The sequence below is a fragment of the Staphylococcus arlettae genome, assembly GCF_002902345.1.
GTDB lineage: Bacteria > Bacillota > Bacilli > Staphylococcales > Staphylococcaceae > Staphylococcus > Staphylococcus arlettae.
This window is the reverse complement of the sequence record NZ_PPQB01000010.1, coordinates 21,790-47,423: the sequence shown is the minus strand read 5'-3', so window position 1 is coordinate 47,423 and position 25,634 is coordinate 21,790. Positions and strand designations below refer to the sequence as shown.

General features: G+C 33.0%; 29 protein-coding genes. 4 read left to right on the top strand and 25 right to left on the bottom strand.

Features of this window, described 5'->3' with window-relative positions; translation table 11 throughout:
• Nucleotide 1 precedes the first annotated feature (1 nt).
• From mnhD2 to CD036_RS03900, 5 genes are read right to left on the bottom strand one after another with little or no spacing between them, the layout of a single operon-like run.
• Entirely contained in the window at nt 2-1,501 is a 1,500-nt protein-coding gene (gene mnhD2, locus CD036_RS03920; RefSeq protein WP_021459185.1) for a Na+/H+ antiporter Mnh2 subunit D, read from the bottom strand.
• Nucleotides 1,494-1,841: a Na+/H+ antiporter Mnh2 subunit C gene (gene mnhC2 / locus CD036_RS03915; protein ID WP_002508984.1), complete on the bottom strand. Its 348-nt coding sequence runs from the start codon at nt 1,839-1,841 to the stop codon at nt 1,494-1,496. The genes mnhD2 and mnhC2 overlap by 8 nt, the downstream gene beginning before the upstream one ends.
• Nucleotides 1,838-2,263 (bottom strand): Na+/H+ antiporter Mnh2 subunit B, encoded by a 426-nt coding sequence (mnhB2, locus tag CD036_RS03910; protein WP_002508985.1) that lies wholly within the window; start codon nt 2,261-2,263, stop codon nt 1,838-1,840. The genes mnhC2 and mnhB2 overlap by 4 nt, the downstream gene beginning before the upstream one ends.
• Nucleotides 2,250-4,646, bottom strand: a complete 2,397-nt coding sequence (locus CD036_RS03905) for a DUF4040 family protein (RefSeq protein WP_103388031.1) — start codon at nt 4,644-4,646, stop codon at nt 2,250-2,252. The genes mnhB2 and CD036_RS03905 overlap by 14 nt, the downstream gene beginning before the upstream one ends.
• 18 nt (nt 4,647-4,664) lie before the next feature.
• A complete protein-coding gene (locus CD036_RS03900; protein ID WP_103388030.1) occupies nt 4,665-5,216 on the bottom strand; it encodes a tyrosine-type recombinase/integrase in 552 nt (183 codons plus the stop codon).
• Between the two features lie 148 nt (nt 5,217-5,364).
• Here CD036_RS03900 and sroA point away from each other — a divergent pair, with 148 nt between their 5' ends.
• A complete protein-coding gene (gene sroA / locus CD036_RS03895) occupies nt 5,365-5,571 on the top strand; it encodes a sigS mRNA-stabilizing protein SroA (protein ID WP_021459188.1) in 207 nt (68 codons plus the stop codon).
• A 12-nt stretch (nt 5,572-5,583) separates the two neighbouring features.
• Complete coding sequence (locus CD036_RS03890) at nt 5,584-5,817, top strand: DUF2922 domain-containing protein (RefSeq protein ID WP_002508988.1); 234 nt, start codon at nt 5,584-5,586, stop codon at nt 5,815-5,817.
• Between the two features lie 153 nt (nt 5,818-5,970).
• Here the strand turns inward: CD036_RS03890 and CD036_RS03885 are convergent, their stop codons facing one another.
• Nucleotides 5,971-6,204, bottom strand: coding sequence for a hypothetical protein (locus CD036_RS03885; RefSeq protein WP_002508989.1), 234 nt, complete (start codon nt 6,202-6,204; stop codon nt 5,971-5,973).
• Nucleotides 6,205-6,382: 178 nt separating this feature from the next.
• Here CD036_RS03885 and CD036_RS03880 point away from each other — a divergent pair, with 178 nt between their 5' ends.
• Together CD036_RS03880 and sarA are read left to right on the top strand one after the other, a co-directional pair.
• Complete coding sequence (locus tag CD036_RS03880) at nt 6,383-7,312, top strand: DMT family transporter (RefSeq protein ID WP_031266615.1); 930 nt, start codon at nt 6,383-6,385, stop codon at nt 7,310-7,312.
• Between the two features lie 858 nt (nt 7,313-8,170).
• Complete coding sequence (sarA, locus tag CD036_RS03875; RefSeq protein WP_002510805.1) at nt 8,171-8,545, top strand: global transcriptional regulator SarA; 375 nt, start codon at nt 8,171-8,173, stop codon at nt 8,543-8,545.
• A gap of 146 nt (nt 8,546-8,691) precedes the next feature.
• Here sarA and CD036_RS03870 read toward each other — a convergent pair whose 3' ends face one another.
• The 19 genes from CD036_RS03870 to CD036_RS03780 all read right to left on the bottom strand — a co-directional run bounded on the left by CD036_RS03870 (nt 8,692) and on the right by CD036_RS03780 (nt 25,634).
• Complete coding sequence (locus CD036_RS03870; protein ID WP_002510804.1) at nt 8,692-9,486, bottom strand: alpha/beta fold hydrolase; 795 nt, start codon at nt 9,484-9,486, stop codon at nt 8,692-8,694.
• A gap of 254 nt (nt 9,487-9,740) precedes the next feature.
• The gene (locus tag CD036_RS03865) at nt 9,741-10,451 is read right to left on the bottom strand and encodes a hypothetical protein (RefSeq protein ID WP_103388029.1); all 711 of its coding nucleotides are present in this window, start codon (nt 10,449-10,451) and stop codon (nt 9,741-9,743) included.
• Nucleotides 10,452-10,626: 175 nt separating this feature from the next.
• On the bottom strand, nt 10,627-11,130 hold the full coding sequence (locus tag CD036_RS03860) for an SA0570 family protein (protein WP_002510803.1): 504 nt from the start codon (nt 11,128-11,130) through the stop codon (nt 10,627-10,629).
• A 138-nt stretch (nt 11,131-11,268) separates the two neighbouring features.
• On the bottom strand, nt 11,269-12,054 hold the full coding sequence (locus CD036_RS03855) for an alpha/beta fold hydrolase (RefSeq protein ID WP_002510802.1): 786 nt from the start codon (nt 12,052-12,054) through the stop codon (nt 11,269-11,271).
• A 1-nt stretch (nt 12,055) separates the two neighbouring features.
• Nucleotides 12,056-12,754: an HAD family hydrolase gene (locus CD036_RS03850; protein ID WP_103388028.1), complete on the bottom strand. Its 699-nt coding sequence runs from the start codon at nt 12,752-12,754 to the stop codon at nt 12,056-12,058.
• Between the two features lie 28 nt (nt 12,755-12,782).
• Complete coding sequence (locus CD036_RS03845) at nt 12,783-13,733, bottom strand: FecCD family ABC transporter permease (RefSeq protein ID WP_002510800.1); 951 nt, start codon at nt 13,731-13,733, stop codon at nt 12,783-12,785.
• A 130-nt stretch (nt 13,734-13,863) separates the two neighbouring features.
• On the bottom strand, nt 13,864-14,736 hold the full coding sequence (locus CD036_RS03840) for an ABC transporter substrate-binding protein (RefSeq protein ID WP_021459194.1): 873 nt from the start codon (nt 14,734-14,736) through the stop codon (nt 13,864-13,866).
• 64 nt (nt 14,737-14,800) lie between these two features.
• Nucleotides 14,801-15,436, bottom strand: a complete 636-nt coding sequence (locus CD036_RS03835) for an endonuclease III domain-containing protein (protein WP_002510798.1) — start codon at nt 15,434-15,436, stop codon at nt 14,801-14,803.
• Between the two features lie 108 nt (nt 15,437-15,544).
• On the bottom strand, nt 15,545-17,212 hold the full coding sequence (gene argS, locus CD036_RS03830) for an arginine--tRNA ligase (RefSeq protein ID WP_103388027.1): 1,668 nt from the start codon (nt 17,210-17,212) through the stop codon (nt 15,545-15,547).
• Nucleotides 17,209-17,625 carry a YwiB family protein gene (locus CD036_RS03825; protein WP_021459197.1) on the bottom strand — a complete coding sequence of 139 codons (417 nt, stop codon included), beginning with the start codon at nt 17,623-17,625 and terminating at the stop codon, nt 17,209-17,211. The genes argS and CD036_RS03825 overlap by 4 nt, the downstream gene beginning before the upstream one ends.
• A gap of 224 nt (nt 17,626-17,849) precedes the next feature.
• Nucleotides 17,850-18,374 (bottom strand): YwhD family protein, encoded by a 525-nt coding sequence (locus CD036_RS03820; RefSeq protein WP_172606435.1) that lies wholly within the window; start codon nt 18,372-18,374, stop codon nt 17,850-17,852.
• Nucleotides 18,375-18,443: 69 nt separating this feature from the next.
• On the bottom strand, nt 18,444-19,742 hold the full coding sequence (locus CD036_RS03815; RefSeq protein ID WP_002510794.1) for an HD domain-containing protein: 1,299 nt from the start codon (nt 19,740-19,742) through the stop codon (nt 18,444-18,446).
• Nucleotides 19,743-19,775: 33 nt separating this feature from the next.
• Complete coding sequence (locus CD036_RS03810) at nt 19,776-20,252, bottom strand: GNAT family N-acetyltransferase (RefSeq protein ID WP_002510793.1); 477 nt, start codon at nt 20,250-20,252, stop codon at nt 19,776-19,778.
• Between the two features lie 241 nt (nt 20,253-20,493).
• Nucleotides 20,494-21,033: a flavodoxin family protein gene (locus CD036_RS03805; protein WP_002510792.1), complete on the bottom strand. Its 540-nt coding sequence runs from the start codon at nt 21,031-21,033 to the stop codon at nt 20,494-20,496.
• A gap of 60 nt (nt 21,034-21,093) precedes the next feature.
• Nucleotides 21,094-22,026, bottom strand: coding sequence for an aldo/keto reductase (locus tag CD036_RS03800; protein ID WP_002510791.1), 933 nt, complete (start codon nt 22,024-22,026; stop codon nt 21,094-21,096).
• 300 nt (nt 22,027-22,326) lie between these two features.
• Nucleotides 22,327-22,659, bottom strand: a complete 333-nt coding sequence (locus CD036_RS03795) for a YuzB family protein (protein ID WP_002510790.1) — start codon at nt 22,657-22,659, stop codon at nt 22,327-22,329.
• 218 nt (nt 22,660-22,877) lie between these two features.
• The gene (locus CD036_RS03790; RefSeq protein WP_021459199.1) at nt 22,878-23,846 is read right to left on the bottom strand and encodes a sugar phosphate isomerase/epimerase family protein; all 969 of its coding nucleotides are present in this window, start codon (nt 23,844-23,846) and stop codon (nt 22,878-22,880) included.
• A gap of 12 nt (nt 23,847-23,858) precedes the next feature.
• The gene (locus CD036_RS03785; protein WP_021459200.1) at nt 23,859-24,899 is read right to left on the bottom strand and encodes a Gfo/Idh/MocA family protein; all 1,041 of its coding nucleotides are present in this window, start codon (nt 24,897-24,899) and stop codon (nt 23,859-23,861) included.
• An 18-nt stretch (nt 24,900-24,917) separates the two neighbouring features.
• Nucleotides 24,918-25,634 (bottom strand): ThuA domain-containing protein, encoded by a 717-nt coding sequence (locus tag CD036_RS03780; RefSeq protein ID WP_021459201.1) that lies wholly within the window; start codon nt 25,632-25,634, stop codon nt 24,918-24,920.

Below are 25,634 nucleotides of genomic sequence, written 5' to 3'. Positions count from 1 at the left end.
ATTATTTCTCCTCCTTCAGCAAATGTGGATTAACTGCTTTTTCATATGCTTGATCATCCATATTTAAATGTGTCGCATTTTCTGTCACTTTAAATAAAATAGGTGCTGCTAAACCAATAGCAATGACCACAGCGACAAGCATCCCTATTAAACTTTTACGATAGAATGGAATACGTTTAAACAATACTTGTTCACCTTTTTCACTACTTCCTAAATACATTGTAAAGTATATTCTGAATAAGCTAAACATCGCTATTAAACTTGTAATAATCATTAACGTTAAACCGATATAATTACCATTTTCTACAGCACCTTGGAAAATTAATAATTTCCCGGGAAATCCACTAAAAGGTGGCACGCCTCCGATAGCTAGAATTAATACAATAAAAGCGACACCAAAAAATGGCTCTTGTTTAGCTAAACCAGATAAATATTGGTAGTTTCTATGTCCGGTTATATATACTAAACTTCCTATAATAAAGAAGAGTAAAGTTTTCACAACAATATCATTTGTTAAGTAAAATATGGCTCCATTCACACCCGCAAAAGTATGTGTACCCAAACCTAATATGATAAATCCAATCGATAAAATAACTTGATAGGCAGCAATTTTTTTAATATCTTTATAAGCCATTACTCCAAATGCTCCAATAAGCATAGTAACACAAGCTAAAAAGACCATTAATGAATGCGTTACATCATCTTGTTCATTAAATATTAAAGTAAAGAAACGAATCAATGCATAAGCGCCAACTTTAGTCATTAATGCAGCAAATAATGCTGCTAATTCAGTATTTAATACCGCATAAGCTTTTGGCAACCACATAAAGAGGACTAATGCTGCTTTAGAACCAAATGCCACTAAAAAGACCATCGAAATTATGACTACGGCACGTTGATCTTGAACTTCACCAATACGTTGTGCAACATGTGCAAAGTTAAGTGTTCCAGTTAACTTATACAATAACCCTATACCTAACAGTAACATCCACGATCCGACAATGTTCAGCACGACATAGATAATTGCCGCTCGTAGTTGTTCTACCGACTGTCCTAATGTAATTAATACGAATGAAGACAATAACATTACTTCAAACATGACATAGATGTTGAATAAATCAGCAGTTAAAAAGGAGCCAATAACACCTACAGTTAAGAATAAAATAAAACTGGGAAGATAGAAGCGTATCGCACGTTTTTCAGCTCTACCAAAGCCATAAGCAATTATTAATGTGACTACGAAACTTGATGTTGTAACCATTAATAAACTTAAAGAATCTCCGACAAACTGAATACCATACGGTGCTTGCCATCCACCAAAATCCAATTTGATAGGTTTCCCCTGCATTACATGTATTAGTAAGAATAACGAGACGAGCGTAGAGACCGCCATCGTACCTATCGCAAAAATTCGGGATAACAAACTATTATTACGAATGAAGACCAAGATTAAACCACAAAGTGCTGGAAGCAGTAATGGTAGTATTAATAAATTACTCATTATTTTCGTCATCTCCTCTCAGCACATCAATTTCATCTTCTTTAGTAACTCGGAAGGTTCTGTATACAAGTACAAGCAAGAATGCTGTCATCGCAAAGCCAATGACAATAGCCGTTAAGACAATCGCTTGTAACAAAGGGTCAACAAAATTTTGGTTAGCAGTTCCAATTAATGGTTCAGTCTTGTTTTTACCATAACTACCCATACTCATAATGATTAAATTACCAGCATGCGTATAAATAGAAATACCAATAACGATACGTATTAAATTGACTGATAAAATCATATACGTTCCTATAAATATTAAGAAGCCAATTACTAATAATAAAATTAAATTCATGAGCGACCACCACTAATTGACAGCATTACGGTAACAATGACTCCCACAACTGAGAGTACTATTCCCGCTTCAAACAATGTCACAGTTGTTAAATGCAATTCACCCATTAATGGTACATTGACGTATGCATCTGTTTGGTAAAGGAACGGTTTACCAAAAAACATAGGTACAATTGCTGTTACCATTGATAATAATGAGCCGACAATAATCATTATTTTAAAATCAACAGGCAGGGAGACTAATACTTGTTTCACATCGAAGGCTAGAAACATTAGTAAAAATGCTGAACTAAGAACCAGTCCTCCAATAAAGCCACCACCTGGATTATTATGTCCCGCTAAAAACAGATAAAATCCAAATGTTAAAAGAATAAAGACCACAATTTTAGTTATTGTGCGTAAGACAACATCATTCTCTTTCATCTTGTCCCCTCCGATCTTTAAAGTTTAATAATGTGTAGATACCTAAGCCGACAATAATCAATACCATACCTTCAAATAACGTATCAAATGCTCTGAAATCTCCTAATATAGAATTAACTATATTTTTACCGCCAGATAATTCATAAGCATTGTGATAGAACGTTGATATCGTTGATATTGATGTGCCATGTTGTGCGATAAAGACTAATATTACTACTGTTATGGCCATGATTAGTGATACGACTATTTTCATTAATTCACGTTTTTTATGTACTTTTGCTCTAGGTACGTTTGGTAAACGTGAAAAGCTGACAATAAAGAGTATCGTTGTTATCGTTTCTACCACTAATTGCGTTAATGCTAAATCTGGTGCTTTCATTAAAATGAAGAATATTGTAACACAATACCCTATAATTCCATTCAGAATAACCATTGTTAGACGTTGTCTGATAAACACTAAAGCAATTCCCAACACATAAACAACAATCAACGTAACAACTTCTAGCGGTCCAAATTCCCCTACTTTTACTTGATGTACTTCAGGGAAGCCAACACGAATAATGGCATACAAGACAAGTACCGCAAAGATAATAAGTGTCATAATAATGTATTGATTTAAACGGTTATTCATTAGTACACGTATACTATAACCTGAATAACGTTCAAATTGTTTATAAGAATTGTCATAAAACTCTGTAATAGATTTCACTTTGAAATTACGTGCAAATTTAGTCCAATTTATTTTCAATCCTGCGATAATCCCCACTAATATGACAACAACACTTAGTATAAGTGGTAAATTCACGCCGTGCCATTGGGCAATATGCGGAGCAAATTGATCAACTTTTTCACCAATGGTAATACTTCTTAAAGCCGGTAAGACTAAATGGTCACCGAAAAGATTCGGGACAAAGAAAATAACAGGCAATAAGAGCGTCATTAGTAATGATGGTAATGTAAATTTCAATGGTTCATGTGGTTTAGCAACTTCTAGTTTCGCCTCACTATAATTGCCCCAAAAGACTTCCTTAATCATATAAACCACATAAATCATCGTAAATACACTTGCTAAGCCACCTAATAGATCAATAATTAAAGTTAATACTATATTAAACTGTGGCAATTCATGTGCGCTAAGCAAACCATCAAAAAACATCTCTTTACTTAAGAAACCATTTAAAAACGGAATGCCCGCCATAGATAATGCTGACAGCAACATGACAAAATGAACTTTCGGAAATACTTTGCGCATTCCTGATAATTGTCGAATATCACGTGTTCCTGTTTCATGGTCAATAATACCTACACCCATAAATAAGGCACCTTTATACAATGCGTGATTTAATAAATGGAACAATGCAGCAAAAAGTAACATTGCATATTTAGCTGATAATTCATCTGATGTATGTTGAGCATAACCACCACCTAAACCTACCATCGACATAATCATACCGAGTTGGCTGATGGTTGAATAAGCTAATATTGCTTTTAAGTCATATTGTCTAAGTGCATTTATAGCCCCATAAATCATTGTAATTAACCCAACAAAAGTCACACTATAAATATAAAAATCACTAAGTCCAAGAACAGGTGTAAATCTAAAGAGTAAAAAGATACCTGCTTTCACCATTGTTGCCGAGTGCAAGTAGGCACTGACTGGTGTAGGTGCGGCCATCGCTTTCGGTAACCATACATGGAATGGAAATTGCGCTGACTTGGTAAAAGCACCTATTAACACTAGAATAATAATTGGTATAAACAATGGATGGTTAGCTATTTTATCACTTTGATCAAGAATATCTGTAATCGTATTTGTGCCAGTAATGCTGTAAATCATAACGAAGCCTACTAATAATGCCAAACCACCTAAGACTGTAATTACAAATGATTGTATAGCACCATACTGACTATCTTCTTTATCGTACCAATAAGAAATAAGTAAAAATGATGACACACTTGTTAATTCCCAGAACACATATAATAAAATTGTATTATTAGAAGTAACAACACCTATCATACTGAACATAAAAAGTAATAAGTATATATAAAAACGCGGTAAATGATCATGTTCTTTAGACAGATACTGTGTCGCATAATAGAAGACGGCTACTCCAATGCCTGAAATTAATATGCCAAAAAGTAAACTTAAACCGTCAAGTCTAAATGCCAAGTCAATATCTATAGCTTGCAACCAAGGTATATTGACCATCGTCATTTGTCTTTCCACTACTCGTGGAATTTGCCACAAAAAGTATACTAAAGCTAGAACTGGAGCTATTAAAGCTATTTGTCCTGCAAATCTACTTAATTTGACATGTGTCATTGTTAAAGACACAAGTATCGTAATAGCTAATATAATACATAATAGGTATATCAGACTCATCGACTTCCTCCTTTACATTTATAAATTTAACGCGATTGTCGTCTTACTTGCATTCCTTGAAATACCTATGAATTTCATCGTTTCATAAGTGGTCTGATGCCCTAAATATTTTTGAATAATAGAAATAGAGATTCCAGACTGATAGGCGTGATAAGCAAACGTCTTACGCAAAGTTGTTAATCCTATATGTAACATCCCCAACTCTTCTGCAGCAGCATGGATAATGCGATACGCTTGTTGTCTAGATAAACCTTTTTGAGTTCTATTGGATTGAAATAACAAGTCACCCGTATTTAACTGTTCCATAGTGATGTATTGTCGTAATTCGCGTTGTAATTCTTCTGGAATCATAATATTAATATTTGATGCATGTGATTCTACCCAAAATGATTTAATAGCTTTATTTTTATCCATCACGTCACACACGGTTAAATTTAATAATTCAGATAATCTAATACCTGTGTGTATTGCGAATTTAAATAATAAATAATCTCTATATGACTTTCGTTGCAACACTTCATACATCAATTTTATATCTCCAATATCTCTAATTGGGTCCACCTGGTTCATCTTCACACCTCTTAACTTTAAAATGTTTCTTATTCAATAATAAATGATAAATAAGTAACATAAAAGCATTTTACACAAATTTCTTAAAATTTTTATAGCCATTTGCTTTTATCACTTCGATATTTTTAATAGAAGGAGGTGTTAAGCAATGAATGGAATTAATCAATTAACAGTAACATTTTCTCGTAGCTTTGCTGGACCTGATGGGAAAGTGAAAAATTTCTCTCGTCGTTTTGCCAATATAAATCCACAGGCAACTACAGAACAAATCAAAGCCTTTAAAGTTGCGCTTGAAAATATGCTTGGAGAACAGTTTACTACTATAGAATTAAACAAAAGCGAAATCGTTCATTAAGGAGGCACCATAATGTCAAAAACATTAGAATTAGTATTTACAGATGTACTTAATAAAACGTTAAAACTACAAATTCCTAAAGTGGAACGTAAACTAACAGAAGTACAAGTCAAAGAAAACATGGAAAAAATAGTTGATTTGGATATTTTGAGAATTTCGAAAAGCCAACCTGTGAAAGTACATGCTGCCTATTTGATAGACAAAACAATTACTACAATTTTTGAAACGTTAGACGCTAAACACTAACCATTTTCTAGTAACTTTACATTATATGACTATCTAATTAGCACTATATATACACATAGTTGCTAACTGTCTAAAAAATAAAAATCGCCCCCTCAGCTTAAGTGCTTTAGGGGCGATGTCACTGTGACATTTTAATGTATATTTGACATCTAGTTAATTATTTAACGGACGAATTCTGACTGTATCACCAAAAAATATTTTTTTCTTGCCTAATTTTTTACATAATGCATATTGTTCATACACTTCTTCAACGCGTGCTAAATTTTTGTATGATCTTTTAGGGTTCAATACTTCAATAAATTGTTGTGGTCTTAGTTGTTGATTGCTCCCAGCACCAATAAAAAAAGTTTCTTCGTCTAACAGACGAATGATAGAAAGTTGCTTCAATTTAGTTAGTCACTCACTTTTAAATTCTAAAATCATTCACTTTTACAAACATATCTGCTATAACTCATGTATCAATATCATGAATTTTACATTTATATCGTATATACTCATCATATCATATAACAAAAGAATAAACTGACATTATCAATATCAAAATTTTAGAGAAAGCGTGATTATTTTGTTTTTATTATTTATTTTAGGGTTAGTTGCTGGTATGGTAGTACCTTTTCAAACTTCCATCAACTCACGATTGAGCATGTATACCCGTTCATCATTTTATGCTTCGACGATTTCATTCGCTACGGGAATGTTATTTTTAATTCTTATCAATATTATCGTTAATCCTCATGTCTTTACAGCTGATTTCTATGCAAACCAAAGCTTAAGCTATGTTTGGTTTGTCGGTGGTATAATAGGTGTTATTTTTTTAACAGGAAACTTACTCCTCTTACCTAGATTAGGTGCATCTTTAACGGTAGTAATGACTATTGCAGGTCAAATTATTATGGGAGTACTTATTGATACTTTTGGTTGGTTTGGCGCAAATCACGAACCTTTTACTGTAGTGAAATCATTAGGCATTATCATATTATTTATAGGGATATTGTTAATGAATTATACTCGTAAAACACAAGAACGCCGTGTAACACCCGTTTCTTTTTATCTTTGGCTAATTATTGGCTTTATCTTTGGTTTTGGCCCTCCGATACAAACTACAATTAATAGTAGTTTAGGACAACAATTACATTCTCCAGTAATGGCAGCCCTTGTTTCCTTTACTATCGGCACAATTTTATTATTTATCCTCACTTTGATATTTAATAAATCATTAAAAATAACAACTTATAACCCGACACAAGGCAAACTTAAACCGCTTTATTTTATTGGTGGTATTCTTGGTGTCGTATTTGTTACGACAAACATTATATTGATGCCACATCTTGGCGCTGCTGTTACTACCATAGTAGTTATGTTAGGCCAGATGATTATGGGCATTATTATCGATCATTTTGGTTTGTTTGGAACACCTACTAATAAAGTAACATTACGAAAAATTATCGGTATTATAGCATTGATGCTTGGTATTATCTTATTACGATTTTTCTAATCAGCAGTTACAATTTATAATTACATATAGCGACAGAGATTTAGTTACAGTTAATAATTATCATTTTTTGAACTTAAAACGTTAAAATATCTACTATATATTAATAATATTTCAATTACTCATTTAATTTACACAACATTGTAAAACATTTGTAATTAAAATAAAGTTGAATTTATTACTCATTGAGCGTAATATAACTTTGGTAGTATCAAATAAACAATTTAACAATAAATTTTAATTAACTATTGTTGGTGTTTGAATTGTTTTCATTTTCAATGATCAACTTGTAATTATAGAAAAGTGAAACACCTTGTTTTAGAATTAATTTTTTTAAAATACAACGACTTTAAATTAGTTTATAGTCAAATTAATTTTGATAAATTTAAAAGCAAATTATGCTAAAAAATGTCTTTAATATATTTAAAACGGGTAAAATAGACTACGATGCATTTGTATTAATGTTAACCATTAATTAATGAAATATGCATTAAATACTTAGTAATATTACAAAGTAATCAAAAAATTCGCCAATCGGCCAATTTAAGTTTTAAATTATACTGTAATGGGAAAAATTAGTTTAGAGCAATAAAATATATTTAAATTTTTGCTTATAAACTAATTGAATTAATAAAATAAATCATTACGCCCACTCTTAAACAGTTTTTAGTTTACTTTCTATTTTTATTTAGTTATAATAAACTAAATAATTATGGTTTTAATATATTTTACACAAATAAATTTAGACTAAAATTATCATAATAAAGTAGGTTTAACTTTCGTTTTAGATAAAAGTTATACAAATTATAAAATTTAATTTGTATCATGATTGGGCTGGCAAAACAGGGAGGAATATAAAAGATGGCGATCACAAAAATAAATGATTGTTTCGAGTTATTGGCTATGGTGACATATGCAGACAAATTAAAAGGTATTATTAAAAAGGAATTCTCAGTGAGCTTTGAAGAATTCGCAGTACTTACTTACATCAGTGAGCATGAAAGTGAAGAGTACTATTTAAAAGATATAATTAATCATTTAAATTACAAACAACCGCAAGTGGTAAAAGCAGTTAAAAATTTATCACAAGAAGATTACTTCGATAAAAAACGTAATGAACACGATGAAAGAACTGTATTAATTTTAGTTAACAAAAAACAACGTGATAAAATTAATGAGTTATTAGAACGTGTTAATAAACGTATTAAAGAAGCTAATGACAATAAAGAAGTCTAAATCATTTTAATTTTATATTCATAAAAAGAATCTGCAACACCAAAGGTGCTGCAGATTCTTTTTAATGTATTTAATAATACAGTTTAAACGTTGACTTGTGCTTATTCATTTCCATGTGTAATTTACTCCCCTTAATATCTACATACTCACACTTTCACTGATTCCACAAACAAATTGAAGGCTGTTAAAAAATGTAATGGTTCCTCAATATGTGGAGCATGTCCAGATTCAGCGAATAATTTTACAGTGATATTAAGATTATTAGATGCGAAATTTTCCGTATAGTCATGATTAATGAGCGGATCATTTTTCCCGTTAATAATCAAGGTGGGTACTGTTGTCTCTCCCATAATTTCTTCATTATCTAAAGTTGGAAAAGTCATCATTGCTCGTGTAGCAGTTGCGCTGCATTCAGGTTTTTGTCGTGCATAAATTCTTTGCTTCTGTACCCACTTTTTGGCGCTCTCACGGGCAGTGTACATATACGGGAATAAAATAATCAAAGCTTCTTCCTTATCAAAACCAATTATTTCTTCTTCGTGTTCAAACATTAACTTATTGAGACCATGAATACCATTTGTATAGTCAAATGAAATTAACGTTAACGTGCGGACACAATTTTGATAGCGATCTGCAAAACCTTTAGCAATAATCGCGCCCATGTCATGACCAATCACATGGGCATCAAATAAATTTAATCGTTCCATTAAGATTTTTAAATCTTCAATATGATCATCTAATGTAAAAGTTGTTGGTTTTGATGAGTATCCATGACCAACTACATCATATGTGATTACTTTATAATTGTGTTTCAATTCATTTTTTAGATTACAAAATGCTGCCATATTCCCATCTAAGGCATGGATTAAAATTACAGGAATTCCTTGACCCTCAATTGTGTAAGCTATCTCGTTGTCATCATTAACTAATATTTTATTCATTTGGGTCACCTCCCCTTACAAGTAACATATACCCACTATGTAAAATGTTATTCCATTATGAACCCTATTAATTTCATAAAAATATCATATTGAGAACAAATTGTTTTCTTGATTTTTTTATATAATAAGAAAAGTGAAGCAACAATCATCTCCATCTGATTGCTACTTCACTTTGAAATCGAGCTATAAATTAATTGTAAGTTCCACGATAAACGTGATGTTTTGTTGCTGTTTTCAACGTACATTTTATAATGTTAATTTCTGGAAGAAATACGAATAGTGTAATAAATAATTACAATTAGTAATAAAATCCAAATAATGATAGATACAATTTGCGCAATACCAGGGTTCATAATCATAGCATCTACTGTTTTTTGACATAACAGCAAACCTATACCTGTAAACTCTAAACGTTTGAAATAAATTCCGGTAATACTAAAAATGATACCTACAAAGAAAATAAATTGATGTGCATAAATTGATACCGCAACGATACTAAAATTAACATTAAATGCATGGATAACAACTAATACTAATGATACTGCTGCAATGGCGAGACCGATATACATTTCTAATTTATTACTATACAAATAGTTTTTATGACTTATCCTAATATAAATCACAATTGAAATAGGTAAAATAACCAAACAATAAAAAATAGATAGTCCTGAAGCTGCTTGGAACGGTACATATTGTTTATCATATAAATAAGAAATTACGATAAAATTTAAAATGAAAAATACAATAGGATTTAACTGTAAAGTAAATAAATTACGTTGAATCGTCAATATAATTTCAGCTGGTGATTTTCCTCTATACTCAATATAATCTTGATTTTGTTCTTCAGATTTTCTAAAATCTTTTTTTAACTTTTCTTTTATGTCATCGATTAAATTAGGAGAAAGTCCTTTATGAGTAAAATAATCATTGATATTTTCTACTAATACTTTGTCATTGACTCTCATTATAGTCTCCTTTTCTCTTCTACTATTACAGTGCTTATTAAACATACCTTTATGCCAATTATCATATTAACTCAGCTATATGGTGTCCAGTGACGTATTAATAACATTGTATCAATAAAACAACCGACAAGTATAGACTTGTCGGTTTATTTTTCACTAAGTATGACATTGACGATTAGCTTAAGTCAATACGATATAATTTAATATCTTTATCATCTGGTGATGTAGTAGTAAATTGATATGATAAATTGTCGTCTTGGATATAACCTATGTTACCTGTAACATCATTGTAATGTTCACGAGCAGAAGCCTTATTACTTACTTCTTTTTTCACTTCATTAAAAGATGGTCCATTGGGTTCATTATAAACCATTGACGCACGTAAAATTTTACCTTTACCTTTTTTACCGTCTGCAGTGACAATTAATACACCATTATCTTTTTTAAATTCATAATAATGTTCATCACCATCAGGACTGTATGAATATAGTGGTTTTTTATTATTTTCTAATACAGTTTCGATAGATGCTCCTAATTCTGCACCTTCGAGTTCCTGATCACCTTGCTCTAATTGTTCAACACTTTGAATAGAGTTACCTGAAGCTGCCTCAACATTTGTAGCACTAAAACCTGATAATGTAAGACCTGAAACTAATAAAGCAGCAAATAACTTTTTCATCAGCACTCTCTCCTTTTTCAACCTATTTTGTGCTTAACCATATTATAATATACATGTTACGAAAATAACAGAGATATTACAAAATGATTTCAATTATTACTAATAAAAGATATATATAAGTGTAATACTATAATATCTCTACACAAAACGATTGATAAAAGGTTTGACTGTTTTTAAAAATGCTTCTTTTTCTTCAATAAAAGGATATAAACCTGAGTGTTGGAAAACTTCAAATTCACTGTTCGTAATATAATCTGCTACTTCTTTAGCTTCAACTACTGTAGTCCGTTCACCATGTTGTCCAACTATAATTTGGACAGGTACTTGAACTTGAGCTAAAAAGTTTCTAATATTATTAAAATTAAAAGAAGCCTCAACTGACTGACGTTCCGCTGTTGTAGTAAAAGCCAGTGTATTTTCCATTTGTTTTAACACCTTTTGTGCTTTTTTCTTATCGTAATATAATTGATTCGCTAAAAATTTGTGCTGTTTTTCTTCATCCCAATTACGAATTGTTTCAGCATATTTTTGATACAAACGCTCACTTGGCGATTTATCTTCTAACATCGTAGGATTCACCATAGTTACAGACGTCACTAATTCAGGATATTTTGATGCTAATTCAGCACTCACAGAGGCACCCATTTCATGTCCAATAAGTGCACAACTTTTGATGTATAACGCATCTAATAATTGTTTGATGTCGCTACCATAGTCCGAAAAGCTAATATGTTTAGGTTTATCAGAGTACCCATGACCTCGCAAATCTATAAGTACAATTTGATAGTCCCTACTCAGTTGTTTTTCCAGTTCTTTAAAAACTGTAAAATTTTCTAATGCCGTGTGAATCATCACAATAGCATGCCCTTCTCCACTCGTATCGTAATTAAGTGCAACGCCGTCTTGTGTAGTAAATAAATTCATATCAGTTTTGTCCTTTCTGCTTCATCGGTAAAATTGTTAACAATTCTTCTAATGTTGTAATCGTAAAGTCTACTTCTTCTGGTAATGGTTCAATCTCTGCATCTTCATCTTTAAACCAAACACTTATCATTCCCATTGCTCTTGCAGGTGCGACGTCGTTCAATGGATCGTCTCCTACATACATAGTCTCTTCTGGTTTAGTATCTAACTTTTCTAAAATATCTTCAAAAATTTTGGGATGTGGTTTACGCACGCCAACAGTTTGTGACGTCGACATATAATTGATGACGTGTTCTATTCCAAGGGCGTGTAGGCGGTATTCCTTGATCTTTGATTTACCGTTAGCAATGACACCAGTAATATAATTATACTGGTTAAGTCGTTCTAACGTGTATAAAGTATCGTAATACGGAAATACATAGCGATAAAAATGCATTTCAAAATCATGAAATAAATCTTTCCACGTCAGTCTATCTACATGAAAATCTTTAATAATCGCTTTGTATAACTCCGGTTTATCATGATCTTCGTCATCATCTAATGCTATAAATTTATTTTTGAAATCTATTGCCTGTATATTGACTAAATAATCATGAAATCGCTCATATTGTTCTTCTATAAATTTTTCTCGTGATTTTTTTCTATCTAATAAAGTACCTTCTAAATCAAATACAACTGCTTTAATATTTGATAAATCCATACGCTACCTTCTTCTCTATTTTTTATACTTAATTTAATGTTTTAGGTTGAGTTATCATTAAATAAAATAACACAGGAATGCCGATAATGGCTATAATGATACTCGCTGGGATTTGATATGTTTGTAAAATTATCCCTCCAACACCATCTGCGATTAACATAGTAGTACCACCAATTAACATGTTTAAAGTCAGTTGTTTACTTAATGTATACTTAAAATAATAACGACGAATAAGTTGTGGTATGACCATACCAATAAAACCAATAATTCCTACAAAGGCAATAATAATCGCTGTCATAATTGATGCTAATAACAGCACACCATACGTTAATTGCTGAGCGTTCAATCCTAGCCCTTGCGCATGTAAGTCGCCAAGTCGCAATAATTTAATTTTAGGCATCATACTATATAACACCACAATACAACAAATTAAGATTATAGCAATATATATTACCTCTCTATATTCTGCTGCTGAAAAGCCCCCAAACATATAATTAACAATATTATTCATTTTATCTTGATTAAATAAAATCATCATATATAATAAAGCATTAAATAACGCGCCAATCATAATACCTGATAAAATAAGTGATTTCATAGGGTAGCCTTTAGACATCATTGTAGTTATCACAATGACTAAAAGTAATGTGATCAAACTAAATAATATAGAAAACAGAGGGAGCATAATAAAACCTGCACCGAGTACAACTGCTAATCCTGAACCAAAAGTAGCACCACTGGCCAAGCCTAACGTATAACTGTCAGCTAATGGATTATTTAATATAGTTTGAAACATTTGTCCTGCAACTGTTAACCCAATACCGGCAAAAAGCGCCTCTAAAACTCTAGGCAAGCGCACTTCAACAAAAATTGCATGTTGCATCGCAGGCGTCAAGCCCCACATGCCCCAACTTAGATTGACTAACACGGCACATAATAGAGTGCCGAGCCATACATATATCGCCCCATTACGCATCATTTTCTTGCCACGCTTTCGCCTCAAATTTGTTCTTTATTTTACCATATCATCATCACACAAAACTAACTACAATAAATTCACTTCTATGCAAAAAATCCTTATCGTCAAAATTAGCGATAAGGATTTTTATTTAGTTATATATCGCATCTCTTAGTGCCTTCAAACCTTCATCAATACGAGGTCCTGGTCTTGATATTTCATCACCATTCACTGTCGTTACTTGATCATATTGAACGGCCTGAATATGGTTAAAGCCACCGCGTTGCTTAACACTTTCTTGGTATTTTTCCTTGCTAATGCCCATCGTACCTATCATGACATCAGGATTTTGTTTAATGACTTCTTCTTTACTTACCTTTTGCCATCCCTCTTTCGAAGCAAAGCTATTTTTGGCATGCAACTGTGTCAGCATATCATTAAAAAATGTATTTTTGCCGGCTGTAAAAATTTCTGGTTCAGAAGATACTTCCATAAAAACATTAGGTTGTTGTTTAGTGTCTGGCACTGATTCGACAACTTTTTTTATATTTCCTTTGGTTTCGTCTATTAATTTCTTAGCCGCTTGCTCTTTGTTTGTTAACTTGCCAATATTTTCAAAAGTATCGTACATCTCAGATATTGATTGGGCATCTTTTACATAAACAACTTTTATATCATTTTGTTTTAAGCTGCTAAGTACTTTACCATTCATGCCTTTTTGACTTTCGTGCGCTAAAATTAAATCTGGTTTAGCTTTCATTAATGCTTCTTTATTTAACTTCATAGCATCAAACTGTTGCTTGTTTTTTACGTCTTTAGGGTAATCATCTACTGTAGACACCCCTATAATTTGTTTACCTAAACCTAACTCATATAAAATTTCAGTATTACTTGGCATAAGTGAAATGATACGATCATAAGACTGCTTATCATTATTTTTACTATTTTGTTGTTCATTTTGACCACATCCAGCTAATACTATGATAGCTACAAATAGTACCACAAATAATTGGTATTTTTTCATGACTTAGTTCTCCTAATTTATTTCAACTTTAATTCAATCTGCAATTGTTATATTGAATTGTCATTTAACGTATAAAATATTCATCTAAAAATGTATATCTATGTGGTTGCTTACTATTAAAATAAACCTTTCCAAAATTATCTAAAAGTGCATGAAATTCGTTCGCATCTTGTACTTCAAAATCTGACGGCAATACAATATGCTGTTTAAACTTACGATAATTTGTCGTATTGGGATAGCCTAATTTGTAATAAATACGTCGAGTATAGCTATCAGGAATAAATTGCACCTCTCCAAAGACATAAACTAATAACACATCTGCCGTTTCTTCACCAATCCCTTTATGTCCAAGTAACACCGCTCTTAAATCTTGTTGATAATGTGATTTGATTGCTTGATAATCAAAGTTAAAAATCTCAAACCATGACAAGACTGTTTGCAGAGTTCGTGCCTTATTTTTATAAAAGCCACTCGGTCTGATTAATGTTTGTAATTGCTCATCTGTGAGTCGAAGCAAGGTTTTAGGTTGTAAGTCGGTAGCATCTTTCAATTGTTCAATCGCACGCGCGGCATTATTCCAATTGGTATTTTGAACCAAAATAGCACCTATGATTATTTCAATTGAGCTCTGTGCTGGCCACCAGCCCTGTGGACCCATATGTGCATATAACGTTTGATACAATGTTTTTGTGTCTAACATGTCTCCACCTACTAGTTATCAGACTGAATAAGAGTCAGTGCTTGATTAACATTATAGTACTCGCTCGCACCACTTTGTTTATGCACTGACTCTTTCAAAAATTATTACTTACATTGATTCTGGTGCGTTAACACCTACTAAATGTAATGCATTGTGTAGTGTAATTCTTACCGCTTCTATTAAAGCAACTAAAGCAGTTGTTTTAGCAACATCGTCCGTTAACACTTTTTCAGCATTATAAAATTTATGGAAATGTGCTGCTAAATCTTGGATATAGTTGGTAATGCGATGAGGGGCTCTATGTGCCGCCGCACTTTCAATTGTCGGTTCAAATTCCGCTACTTTTTTCAATAATTCTATTGCCTTGTCATTCGTAATTAAATTAAAGTCTGCATCTGTCGTTGGTTTGATACCTCTTTCTTGCGCTTGTTTTAAAATAGAACAAATACGAGCATGAGCATATTGTGCATAGTACACTGGATTATCTTGAGATTCTTGTTTAGCTAACTCCATATCAAAATCAAAGTGTGTATCTGGACTTCTCATCGTTAAGAAATAACGTGCCGCATCTACACCTACTTCGTCCATAATTTCACGTAACGTAATAGCATTACCAGTACGTTTACTCATTTTCACTTCTTCGCCATCTTGCATTAAACGTACCATTTGCATAATTTGAATTTCTAAACGGTCGCTATCAACACCAAATGTTTCTAGTGAAGCTTTTAAACGATTGATATAACCATGATGGTCTGCACCAAAAAGATTAATCAAAGTATCGTTACCACGTTGAACTTTATCAAAGTGATATGCAATATCTGGTAAAAAGTATGTGTAATTTCCATCTTTCTTAATAAGTACACGATCTTTGTCATCTTTAAAATCAGTTGTTCTTAACCATGTCGCACCATCTTGTTCGTAAGTGTAGCCTAGCTCATTCATTTTATTTAATACTTCTGTAATTTCGCCTTGTTCATATAGCGTTGTTTCACTAAACCAACTATCAAAATGCGTATTAAAATCAGCTAAATCAGTACGTAATTTTTCCATTTCATAATCTACACCAAGTTTTCTGAACGTTTTAACACGTTCTTCATCTGATAATGAGCGTAATTCAGGTTGTTTTTCAGCTAAAGTACGCCCAATATTAATAATATCTTTACCATGATATCCGTCATCTGGCATAGTATGCGTAGTATCTCCTAATGCTTCAAAATAACGTGCTTCAATAGAACGCGCTAAATTCGTAATTTGATTCCCAGCATCATTGATATAATATTCTCTTGTTACATCATAACCTGCAGCCGCTAAAATGTTAGACAGCGTATCGCCTACAGCAGCATTTCTTGCATGTCCGATATGTAAATCTCCTGTAGGATTAGCAGAAACATACTCTACAATTATTTTGCCTTTATCATGCGATTCAGCACTTCCAAATTTATCGCCTTTATTCAATGCCTCTGCAATTACAGCTGTCAAATAAGAATTATCTAAATAAAAATTGATGAAACCTGGACCAGCAATTGCTACTTCTTTAACATTGGCTTTCGTCGCATCTAAATTGTCGACGATTGCTTGTGCGATATCACGTGGATTTCGTTTAGCTATTTTTGTTAAAACCATTGCGATATTTGACGAATAATCACCATTTGCTGTGTCTTTAGGGATTTCTATTTTAATTTCAGGAATATTTGCTGCTTCAGTTAGTTCAGCTTTTACAATACTGGCTTTAATTTCAGCTACTAATGTATGCTTCACTTTATCGATTATGTTCATTGCTTTTTCTCCTTATAACTTATTTCATATTGATATGTGCCCATTTTTTCGTCTTCTTGTAACAAATCATAATGTACTTTAACTTTACCACCATCATCAGTTACAAAATGTAAAATAGAGTGTGTATGAACAGTTAATGGAATACGGCCACCATTAATTTCATACAATGTAATTGTATCTTCCCCTTCTACAAAATGAAGGTTCATATTTATATCACCTTTACGGATAATTTTCACGCCAGCTTGTTCAATTTTCACAGTTACATTGACAGTAGCATCTTCTATCGTTTCTTTATATCGAATAAAATCTGCTTGTCGCTTTTGCCATGTACCTTCTGTTTTAAATGAAAATTTTTGTTTATCGTCGTGTTGTTTGACAACTTGCTTTGTATGAATAAATACATTGTTTTCCAATGTTCATTTCACCCTAATCTTTAAAATAATACACATAATTATAGCATAATTATGCCTTACATCACAGGTAAGAAATTAGCATTATCCTATAGCAGTAGCAAGTACAAATTTGCATAAAATTTTACATATGATAGTAACATGCACAGTTCATATTCACTAATTGTATTAATCACCATAGTAATAAGGCTGGAACATACTAAATGTCCCAGCCTCGCTGCTCGTAACTATCCTTCTGTTGACAATGCTTTATGCAATTCCTCAGCCGAATTGTGCCACATTTCCTCATTATGTTGCTCTAAAAATGCTTTTAAAATGTTTTTATTAGTATCGCCTATATGATCAATAATAATTTCTCGTTTCATTGATTTATCCATCATATTCACATGTTCTGGCATACTTTTATAACCTCGACGGATGCTTTTATTAACTAATAAGTAACATGCTGTCACGCCTGCATAATAAGGTCCATTTTCACCACGTTCCGTAGTTACCCAACATAACCAGTATGGTTTAGCGTCCTCACCTTCAACAATTTCTTTATCGTTAATCCACTTAACACCCTTTTCAACACTAGCACGTGCATGCATACCACCAATATCTATAAAAGCTTCTTGATTTTGTACATCTATAAAAACTGGTGCAATGTTATCTAAACTAATAGAACCTATGTTAGTACCTTTATGTCCACCCAATGGATCGTTTTTAATAATGTTAAATTTAAATCCTTTATTTTCAGACACTAGCACCACACCTCCTTCTAAATCATTCAATCATTTCTAACTTCCATATTAAATTATATATTTCACTGTCACAATAACTTAGTTTAATTCGTTCAGCAAACTAATAATCGCATTACGCACTTGATCATCTTCTACATTCACGAGTAATTCTTTCGGATAATATAATTTATAATCCTCTCTTTGTATACCGGTAATACTCGAAATAATTAACGATTGGTTACTAATTTCTCTAATTGAACCATTACGTCTCAATAGATGAATAGGTTGGCGATTGGAACCTGGTCGATCATAGTCATATGGTAAATCACTAAATGATTCACTTACGAAATAATAATTAGGGTCTATATCTGCCTGAATAAATAAATCTGTTAACTCAGTAATGGTAATAATTGAACCATCAAACGGCATATGCTTAAATAAATCACGATTAATAAATCGTCGAGCTAAATCACTTAAAATAGTATCCGCTTCATGTACCCATGCTTTTAAATAGTACAAGACGACTACTTCGTCTAAGTCTATATATTGTTCTATCGTCATCGTTTCCTCGAAGAACGGTACGAAATCAGTTGGATACATTTTAAATTGATATCCTTCGTTGTAGAGTTGCTTTGCACGTTTTAAACAATTATTCAATAATACCTCTCCACCACGACTTACTGGATGAAAATATATTTGCCAATACATTTGATAACGACTCATAATAAAGTTTTCTACTGCATGCATACCACTTTCTTTAATAAGTACTTCTTCTTTCGAAGGACGCATTAAACGTAAAATACGCTCCATATCAAATTGACCGTACGATACACCAGTAAAATAAGCATCTCTTTGCAAATAATCCATTCTATCAGCATCAATTTGTGATGATATCATTGAGATGACTAATTTATTACTATGCGATTTGTTTATCACATTAGCCACTTCTTCAGGAAATGTCGGTGCTACACGCTGCAACACTTCATTTACTTCAGTTGGTCCAGTAATAATAGCTTGTGTAAAAGCTTCGTGGTCAGTATTAAATATTTTTTCAAAGCTATGTGAGAAAGGACCATGACCTAAATCATGTAATAATGCGGCACACAACGCTAATGGTCTATCATCATCATTCCATGCTTCACGACCTGAAAATGATTCGTCAATAAGTCGACGCACTATTTCATATACACCTAATGAATGACCAAAACGACTATGTTCTGCAGTATGGAAAGATAAATATAATGTGCCTAGTTGCTTGATGCGTCTTAAACGTTGAAATTCTTTAGTTTTAATTAAATCCCAAATAACTTGGTCTTTAACATGTATATAGCGATGTATCGGATCTTTAAATACTTTTTCTTCAGGTAATTTTTGCGTCGCATATGTTGATTGTGTCAAAATAGTCCTCCTATTCACTAATAGCTGAAACGTCTACAGCTTTTTACGCATTAAAGCTAAATCCATAGTTTCACCATACATTACATGCTCATACGACCGAACTACTTCAAAGCCTTTATGTTTATAAAATGCCATCGCTTCATCATTTTTATTATCAACTTCTAAAAATATTTCATCATATTGATCTTTAAACTGGGCAATCCCTTGTTCTAACAAATCAGTGCCATACCCATGATGTTGTGACACTGGTGTCACATAGTGAGCTGATAAATAAAGTTCTGTCCCATAAATAAAATTCGCAAAACCTATAATTTCATCGTTAGATTCAACGACTAAAAACAATTGTGATTCCAAGCGTTTTTTTAAATGCTCTTCATTATATGAAGCAGCTAACAATTCATTAACTGTTTTAGCTGCATAAATATTCAGATATGTGTTATACCAAGCTTTTGTTGCTACATTTCTAATGCCAATAACATCATATGGTGTTGCCGTTCTTACTTTGTACATGTTGCTGTCCCCCTATGTTTGATAGGCTAATTAGTAGCTATATTATATCATAATTCCATCAGTCACCATACGTAAACTATATCGCATGTGACCTTTTATTATTTAACTACCTTTCACATATTCCAATGCATTTGCGACTATACGTATTATAGCGATTTAAATAGGAAAAGAACCGATTCTAAGCAATATATCATCGCGATTGAATCGATTCCTGTATTATATTTATATACCATATTTGTCTTTAATCTTTTAATGTTTGTTGCCATTCACGTGCTCTTTTGAAGGCATATGTGTCCTTCTCGATATCACCTGGTCGTTCCGCTGTACCGATAATATAACCATTGAGTTGACCACCTAAAAAGCCCAAACTGTATTTCATTTGCGCAATACATGGTTTTGCTTTTACTTGAGGACAGTCACCCCCAACAACAATAAGTCTAAAGTCTTTAGTTGCCATTTGTTGTTTAAAATCTGCATAACGCGGGTCCAACAAACTTTCTGACCAGTGATCAATAAAGCTTTTCATAGAAGCAGACACACTATACCAATAAATAGGTGAAGCAAATATCACTGTGTCACTCGCTAATACTTGATCAATAATAGTTGCATAATCATCTTCATAATGATTAATCTCAGTGTCTTCATGACGTAAATCTCTGACAGGATTCAATTGATATGTCGTTAAATCTATCCAATTATATTCATGTCCCTCTAATGCTAATTGCGTCAACTGCGCGGTGTTCCCTTTTGGACGACTCCCTCCAAATAATACTGTAATCATTAGTTTCTCCTTCTATACAATTCTTTTTGCTTAGTGCTTTAGGGCTATTACTCTATTACTCTATATAGGAAATATTTGATCAATTTCTGCAATTTCATCATCTGTTAACTTAACTTCTGTTGTTGTTAAGTTATCAACAACTTGGACTGCACGTTTAGCACCTGGTAAGACTACATCAAGTGATGGACGAGTTAAATAAAATGCTAATACAATGTGTGCAACATCAACACGATGATTGTCTGCAATACTTCTTAATTTATCGACTTTTTCTAAGTTTTCTTTAAATTTGTCACCTTGAAACTCTGGATTTTCTGCACGTAAATCATCAAAAGTTGTATTTTCGTTATACTTACCTGCAAGTATGCCTGAAGCTAATGGGAAGTATGGAATAAAAGTAATTTGATTTGCTGCAGTATACTCAAGCACTTTTTCATTCTCTCTATTTAATAAATTATATTCCATTTGCACAACATCAACGTCACCATTTTTATTAGCCTCTTTCAATTGTGTTAACGAAAAATTGGATACGCCTATCGCTTTAATCTTGCCTTCATCTTTCAGTTCTTTTAATGCTGCAACGGCCTCGTCTTTAGCTGTGTCATCATCTGGAAAATGAATGTAGTATAAGTCAATATAATCTAACTGCAAGCGTTTAAGACTATCCTCTACTTGTTGTTTTAAAAACTTAGGATCATTAGAAAAATGCACATCGCCATTATCATCGAAATAATGTGCACCCTTGGTAGCAATCACAAATTCATCTCTTGGAAATTCTTTTAATGCCTCACCAACTAATTCTTCTGATCGTTCAGGGCCATAGATATACGCAGTATCTAATAAATTAATACCATTTCGAATCGCTGTTCTCACAACTTCTTTACCTTGTTCTTCATCTAAATCATTATATAAATTATGTCCACCTACTGCATTCGTGCCTAGTGCGACAGGAAATACATAGACATCTGATTTTCCAAGTCTTACTTGTTCCGTCATAACTTATTATCTCCTTTTTTTGATTACTATTACCTTTTTTAAGACATTGTAACCATTTATATTAATAGTTTAATTAGTTTACATTTTTTTAATACATACTACTTTTATATAGTTAGATTATTTACATACAGTTAATATTGTAAATTCTTTTATAATATATTCACAATATTATGATAACATTTCACAAATTTAATGCTATAGTTTGACACACTTTTTCTTATAAAAATCCATAATTTCATATATATATTAAAAAAACTATATGCACTTTGGTCAAAGTGCATATAGCCTGATCTATGTATGTTATTTTTTCTTTGCTAATTTTTCTTTAAGCTTACGATCTTGTTCTTCTTTACGACGCTTTCGTTCTTCGTTACGTTTTCTCAATCGTTCTTCTTCTTCTGGATCACGTGGTTTTTGTAAATGCTTCGTTACTTTTTCCATTAATTCTTCTTCAGTTAAAGCTGCCAGTGGCCTATTATTGATAAAGGCAAATGTTTTACGCCGTCCGGGACCACAATATGATTGACAACCAATTTCTATTTCAGCTTGCGGATCTAATTTTGACAGCTTGTTTTCTAAAGATTTACAATCAACGCCTTGGCAGTCATCACAAATTAAAAACTTATTGTGCACATTCACCCCACCTTTCATTTTCTAAATAATATAAAATGCGCACAGTTACTTGATGCATTATTGATGCTTAAGTAACACAACTTGATAGATAGCATTTAGTTATCATAACTTTAATTATTGTACGCTTTCTCATAATAATTTCAAGTCTTTCAATACGAAAAACTAAAACGACTGAAACACAAATAATGTTCCAGCCGTTTATCATATATTATTCTCTTTTATGTCCACCATAAATCTGGAGCAGGTTGATTAATGTTTACTGAAGTTAAATTAGCAACTGCTTTTTGAAAACCTTCTTCTATCGACATAATCGGATCTTCATGTTCAATACTAATTACATAATCATAACCATAAGTACGGAGCGCACTAATCATCTCACTCCAAACTTGTGGCGAATGACCATAACCTACAGTTCTAAAAGTCCAAGCACGAGTTGCCACTTCACTATACGGTTGCATATCTGTTAAACCATACATATTAACATTATCTTGATCTATATAAGTATCTTTAGCATGGAAATGATGTATAGCATTTGCTCTACCTAAAATTTTAATTGCTGCTACTGGGTCAATGCCTTGCCACCATAAATGACTCGGGTCTAAATTGGCACCTATAGACTCATTAGTAGCTTCGCGCAATTTGAGTAATGTATGAGGTGTATGTACTGAAAAACCTGCATGTAATTCAATACCTATCTTTACATCATGTGCTTGCGCAATTTCTGCTACTTCTTTCCAATAAGGTATTAATTTCTCTTCCCATTGCCATGTGTATATATCACTATATGCAGTTGGCCAAGGTGTTACTGGCCAATTAGGGTGCTTTGCATCATCATCTGAGCCAGGAACTCCAGAGAATGTATTCACTACCGGGACATTGAGCAATGACGCTAATTTAATAGTTTTCACTAATGTCTCATGGGCTAAGTCTGCTTCTGTTTGATTCGGAGACACACCATTGTCATGACAACTGAAAGCGCTAATAGTTAATCCGCGGTTATGGATGGCCGCTAAAAAACTGTCACGTTCCGTTTCGCTTGCCAATAATGCATCAACATCACAAAAATGATTACCTGGATTGCCTCCAGTTCCGATTTCCACTGCAGTCACACCTGCAGCCGCAACATAATCTAACATTTCTTCAAATGACTTATCTTGGAATAATACTGTAAAAACACCTATTTTCATCTTGCATTCCTCCTATTCCATTACTATACTGTGACCTGTTTCACTACTGCGATAAATTGCATCGATAAGCTGATTAACAGTTTGTGCTTCTTCAGGTTGTACTACTAATGTGTCTAGACCTAAACAACTATCTACAAAATTACGCGCCTGTTGTTGAGCTGCTTTATGTTCATCATGAGGCGCATCTGCACTTTCCGTAACAAATGTGCCGTATTTGGGTGTGTACGTTTCAAAAGGATAAACATTTAAGCCACCTTGCTCTCCCGAAATACTTATATGCATTTGATCTGCTTTGACATTTGCAGACCATGAACATTCAAAATGCATCGTTGCTCCATTATCAAAGGTAATAAAACTAGTGACGTGATCATCGACATCAAACGTTTCGTGATTTATTGCGCCCCATTCATTCAGTTGATTCGGCATTTTGCTTAAATTATTATACGTTTTGCTTAACACTTCTACCGGTTTGACTTCGCCTAAAAGCCATAATGATAAATCTAAAAAGTGACAACCGTAATCTATAAGACTACCGCCACCTTGTAATTCTTTATTCGTGAAGACTCCCCAACCCGGTACTTTTCGTCTACGTAGCGCTTGTACACGAATAACTAAAGGCTTACCGACAGCACCTGCTTCTACCGCTAATTTTGAACGTATCGCTGCTTCGGTATAACGATAATGATAAGCAATAGATAACAATTTATTGTGTTTACGCGCAGCTGCAACCATATCCTCACATTCTGTTGGTGTCATGGCCATCGGTTTTTCACATAACACATGGACTCCTGCTTGTAATGCGGCAATACTAATTTCCGCATGAAATTTATTCGGCGTACAAATTGTAACGGCGTCCACATATGGAAATACGTCATTATAATCAGTACATACATGTGGAATGTGATGCTGTTCAGCTATAGACTCCGCTAACTCTTGGTTAACATCATGGACTGCGACCAATTCTACTCTATCGCTCATTTCTGTAAATGCAGGTATATGTCTACCTTGGGCAATACCACCGACACCAATAATTCCGATTTTTAATTTATCCACGTCAAGTGCCTCCTAGAATTATTTTTTTGTAATATGTTCTAATGGTTGAGCATTACCATAATCATGCTTTGGTGTCGCCTGGGGTTGCGCCCATTTCACAGCATTGCGAATCACTTGTTGTACATAATTATTATAATAAGTTGGATAAGTTTCATGGCCTGGTCGGAAATAGAATATTTTACCGTTTCCGCGCTTAAACGTCGCTCCACTTCTAAAAACTTCTCCACCTTCAAACCAGCTAATAAATATCGTTTCATCAGGCGCTGGAATATCAAAATGCTCTCCATACATTTCTTCTTTATCTAATTCAAAATACGACGGTAATCCAGTCGTAATTGGGTGTGTCGGATCAATAACCCATAAGCGCTCTCTATCATCTGCTTCACGCCATTTTAAATCACAAGTTGTGCCCATAAGTGTTTTGAATATTTTTGAAAAATGTCCTGAGTGTAACACAATAAGTCCCATACCATTAAGAACATGTGCTTTTACACGATCGACAATTGCATCGTCAACTTCATCATGGGCTTTGTGTCCCCACCAAATTAAGACATCCGTTTGTGCTAATACTGACTCTGTCAAACCATGTTCTGGTTGGTCTAACGTTGCTGTTGTCACCTTATGCTCATCTGTTAAAAATTGGGCAATGGCTTGATGAATCCCTTTAGGATAAACTTGACGTACCTCTTCATTCTCTTGTTCATGACGATATTCATTCCATACTGTTACTTTCAT

Coding starts and splice junctions, on each gene's coding strand:
- CD036_RS03840 (WP_021459194.1), bottom strand. CDS start 14,736: ATGAAAAAATACCAATTATTTGTGGTACTATTTGTAGCTATCATAGTA.
- CD036_RS03780 (WP_021459201.1), bottom strand. CDS start 25,634: ATGAAAGTAACAGTATGGAATGAATATCGTCATGAACAAGAGAATGAA.
- sarA (WP_002510805.1), top strand. CDS start 8,171: ATGGCGATCACAAAAATAAATGATTGTTTCGAGTTATTGGCTATGGTG.
- CD036_RS03800 (WP_002510791.1), bottom strand. CDS start 22,026: ATGACGGAACAAGTAAGACTTGGAAAATCAGATGTCTATGTATTTCCT.
- mnhD2 (WP_021459185.1), bottom strand. CDS start 1,501: ATGAGTAATTTATTAATACTACCATTACTGCTTCCAGCACTTTGTGGT.
- sroA (WP_021459188.1), top strand. CDS start 5,365: ATGAATGGAATTAATCAATTAACAGTAACATTTTCTCGTAGCTTTGCT.
- mnhC2 (WP_002508984.1), bottom strand. CDS start 1,841: ATGAATTTAATTTTATTATTAGTAATTGGCTTCTTAATATTTATAGGA.
- CD036_RS03805 (WP_002510792.1), bottom strand. CDS start 21,033: ATGATTACAGTATTATTTGGAGGGAGTCGTCCAAAAGGGAACACCGCG.
- CD036_RS03900 (WP_103388030.1), bottom strand. CDS start 5,216: ATGAACCAGGTGGACCCAATTAGAGATATTGGAGATATAAAATTGATG.
- CD036_RS03870 (WP_002510804.1), bottom strand. CDS start 9,486: ATGAATAAAATATTAGTTAATGATGACAACGAGATAGCTTACACAATT.
- CD036_RS03865 (WP_103388029.1), bottom strand. CDS start 10,451: ATGAGAGTCAATGACAAAGTATTAGTAGAAAATATCAATGATTATTTT.
- mnhB2 (WP_002508985.1), bottom strand. CDS start 2,263: ATGAAAGAGAATGATGTTGTCTTACGCACAATAACTAAAATTGTGGTC.
- CD036_RS03810 (WP_002510793.1), bottom strand. CDS start 20,252: ATGTACAAAGTAAGAACGGCAACACCATATGATGTTATTGGCATTAGA.
- CD036_RS03835 (WP_002510798.1), bottom strand. CDS start 15,436: ATGTTAGACACAAAAACATTGTATCAAACGTTATATGCACATATGGGT.
- CD036_RS03855 (WP_002510802.1), bottom strand. CDS start 12,054: ATGAATTTATTTACTACACAAGACGGCGTTGCACTTAATTACGATACG.
- CD036_RS03890 (WP_002508988.1), top strand. CDS start 5,584: ATGTCAAAAACATTAGAATTAGTATTTACAGATGTACTTAATAAAACG.
- CD036_RS03845 (WP_002510800.1), bottom strand. CDS start 13,733: ATGATGCGTAATGGGGCGATATATGTATGGCTCGGCACTCTATTATGT.
- argS (WP_103388027.1), bottom strand. CDS start 17,212: ATGAACATAATCGATAAAGTGAAGCATACATTAGTAGCTGAAATTAAA.
- CD036_RS03850 (WP_103388028.1), bottom strand. CDS start 12,754: ATGGATTTATCAAATATTAAAGCAGTTGTATTTGATTTAGAAGGTACT.
- CD036_RS03905 (WP_103388031.1), bottom strand. CDS start 4,646: ATGAGTCTGATATACCTATTATGTATTATATTAGCTATTACGATACTT.
- CD036_RS03860 (WP_002510803.1), bottom strand. CDS start 11,130: ATGAAAAAGTTATTTGCTGCTTTATTAGTTTCAGGTCTTACATTATCA.
- CD036_RS03790 (WP_021459199.1), bottom strand. CDS start 23,846: ATGAAAATAGGTGTTTTTACAGTATTATTCCAAGATAAGTCATTTGAA.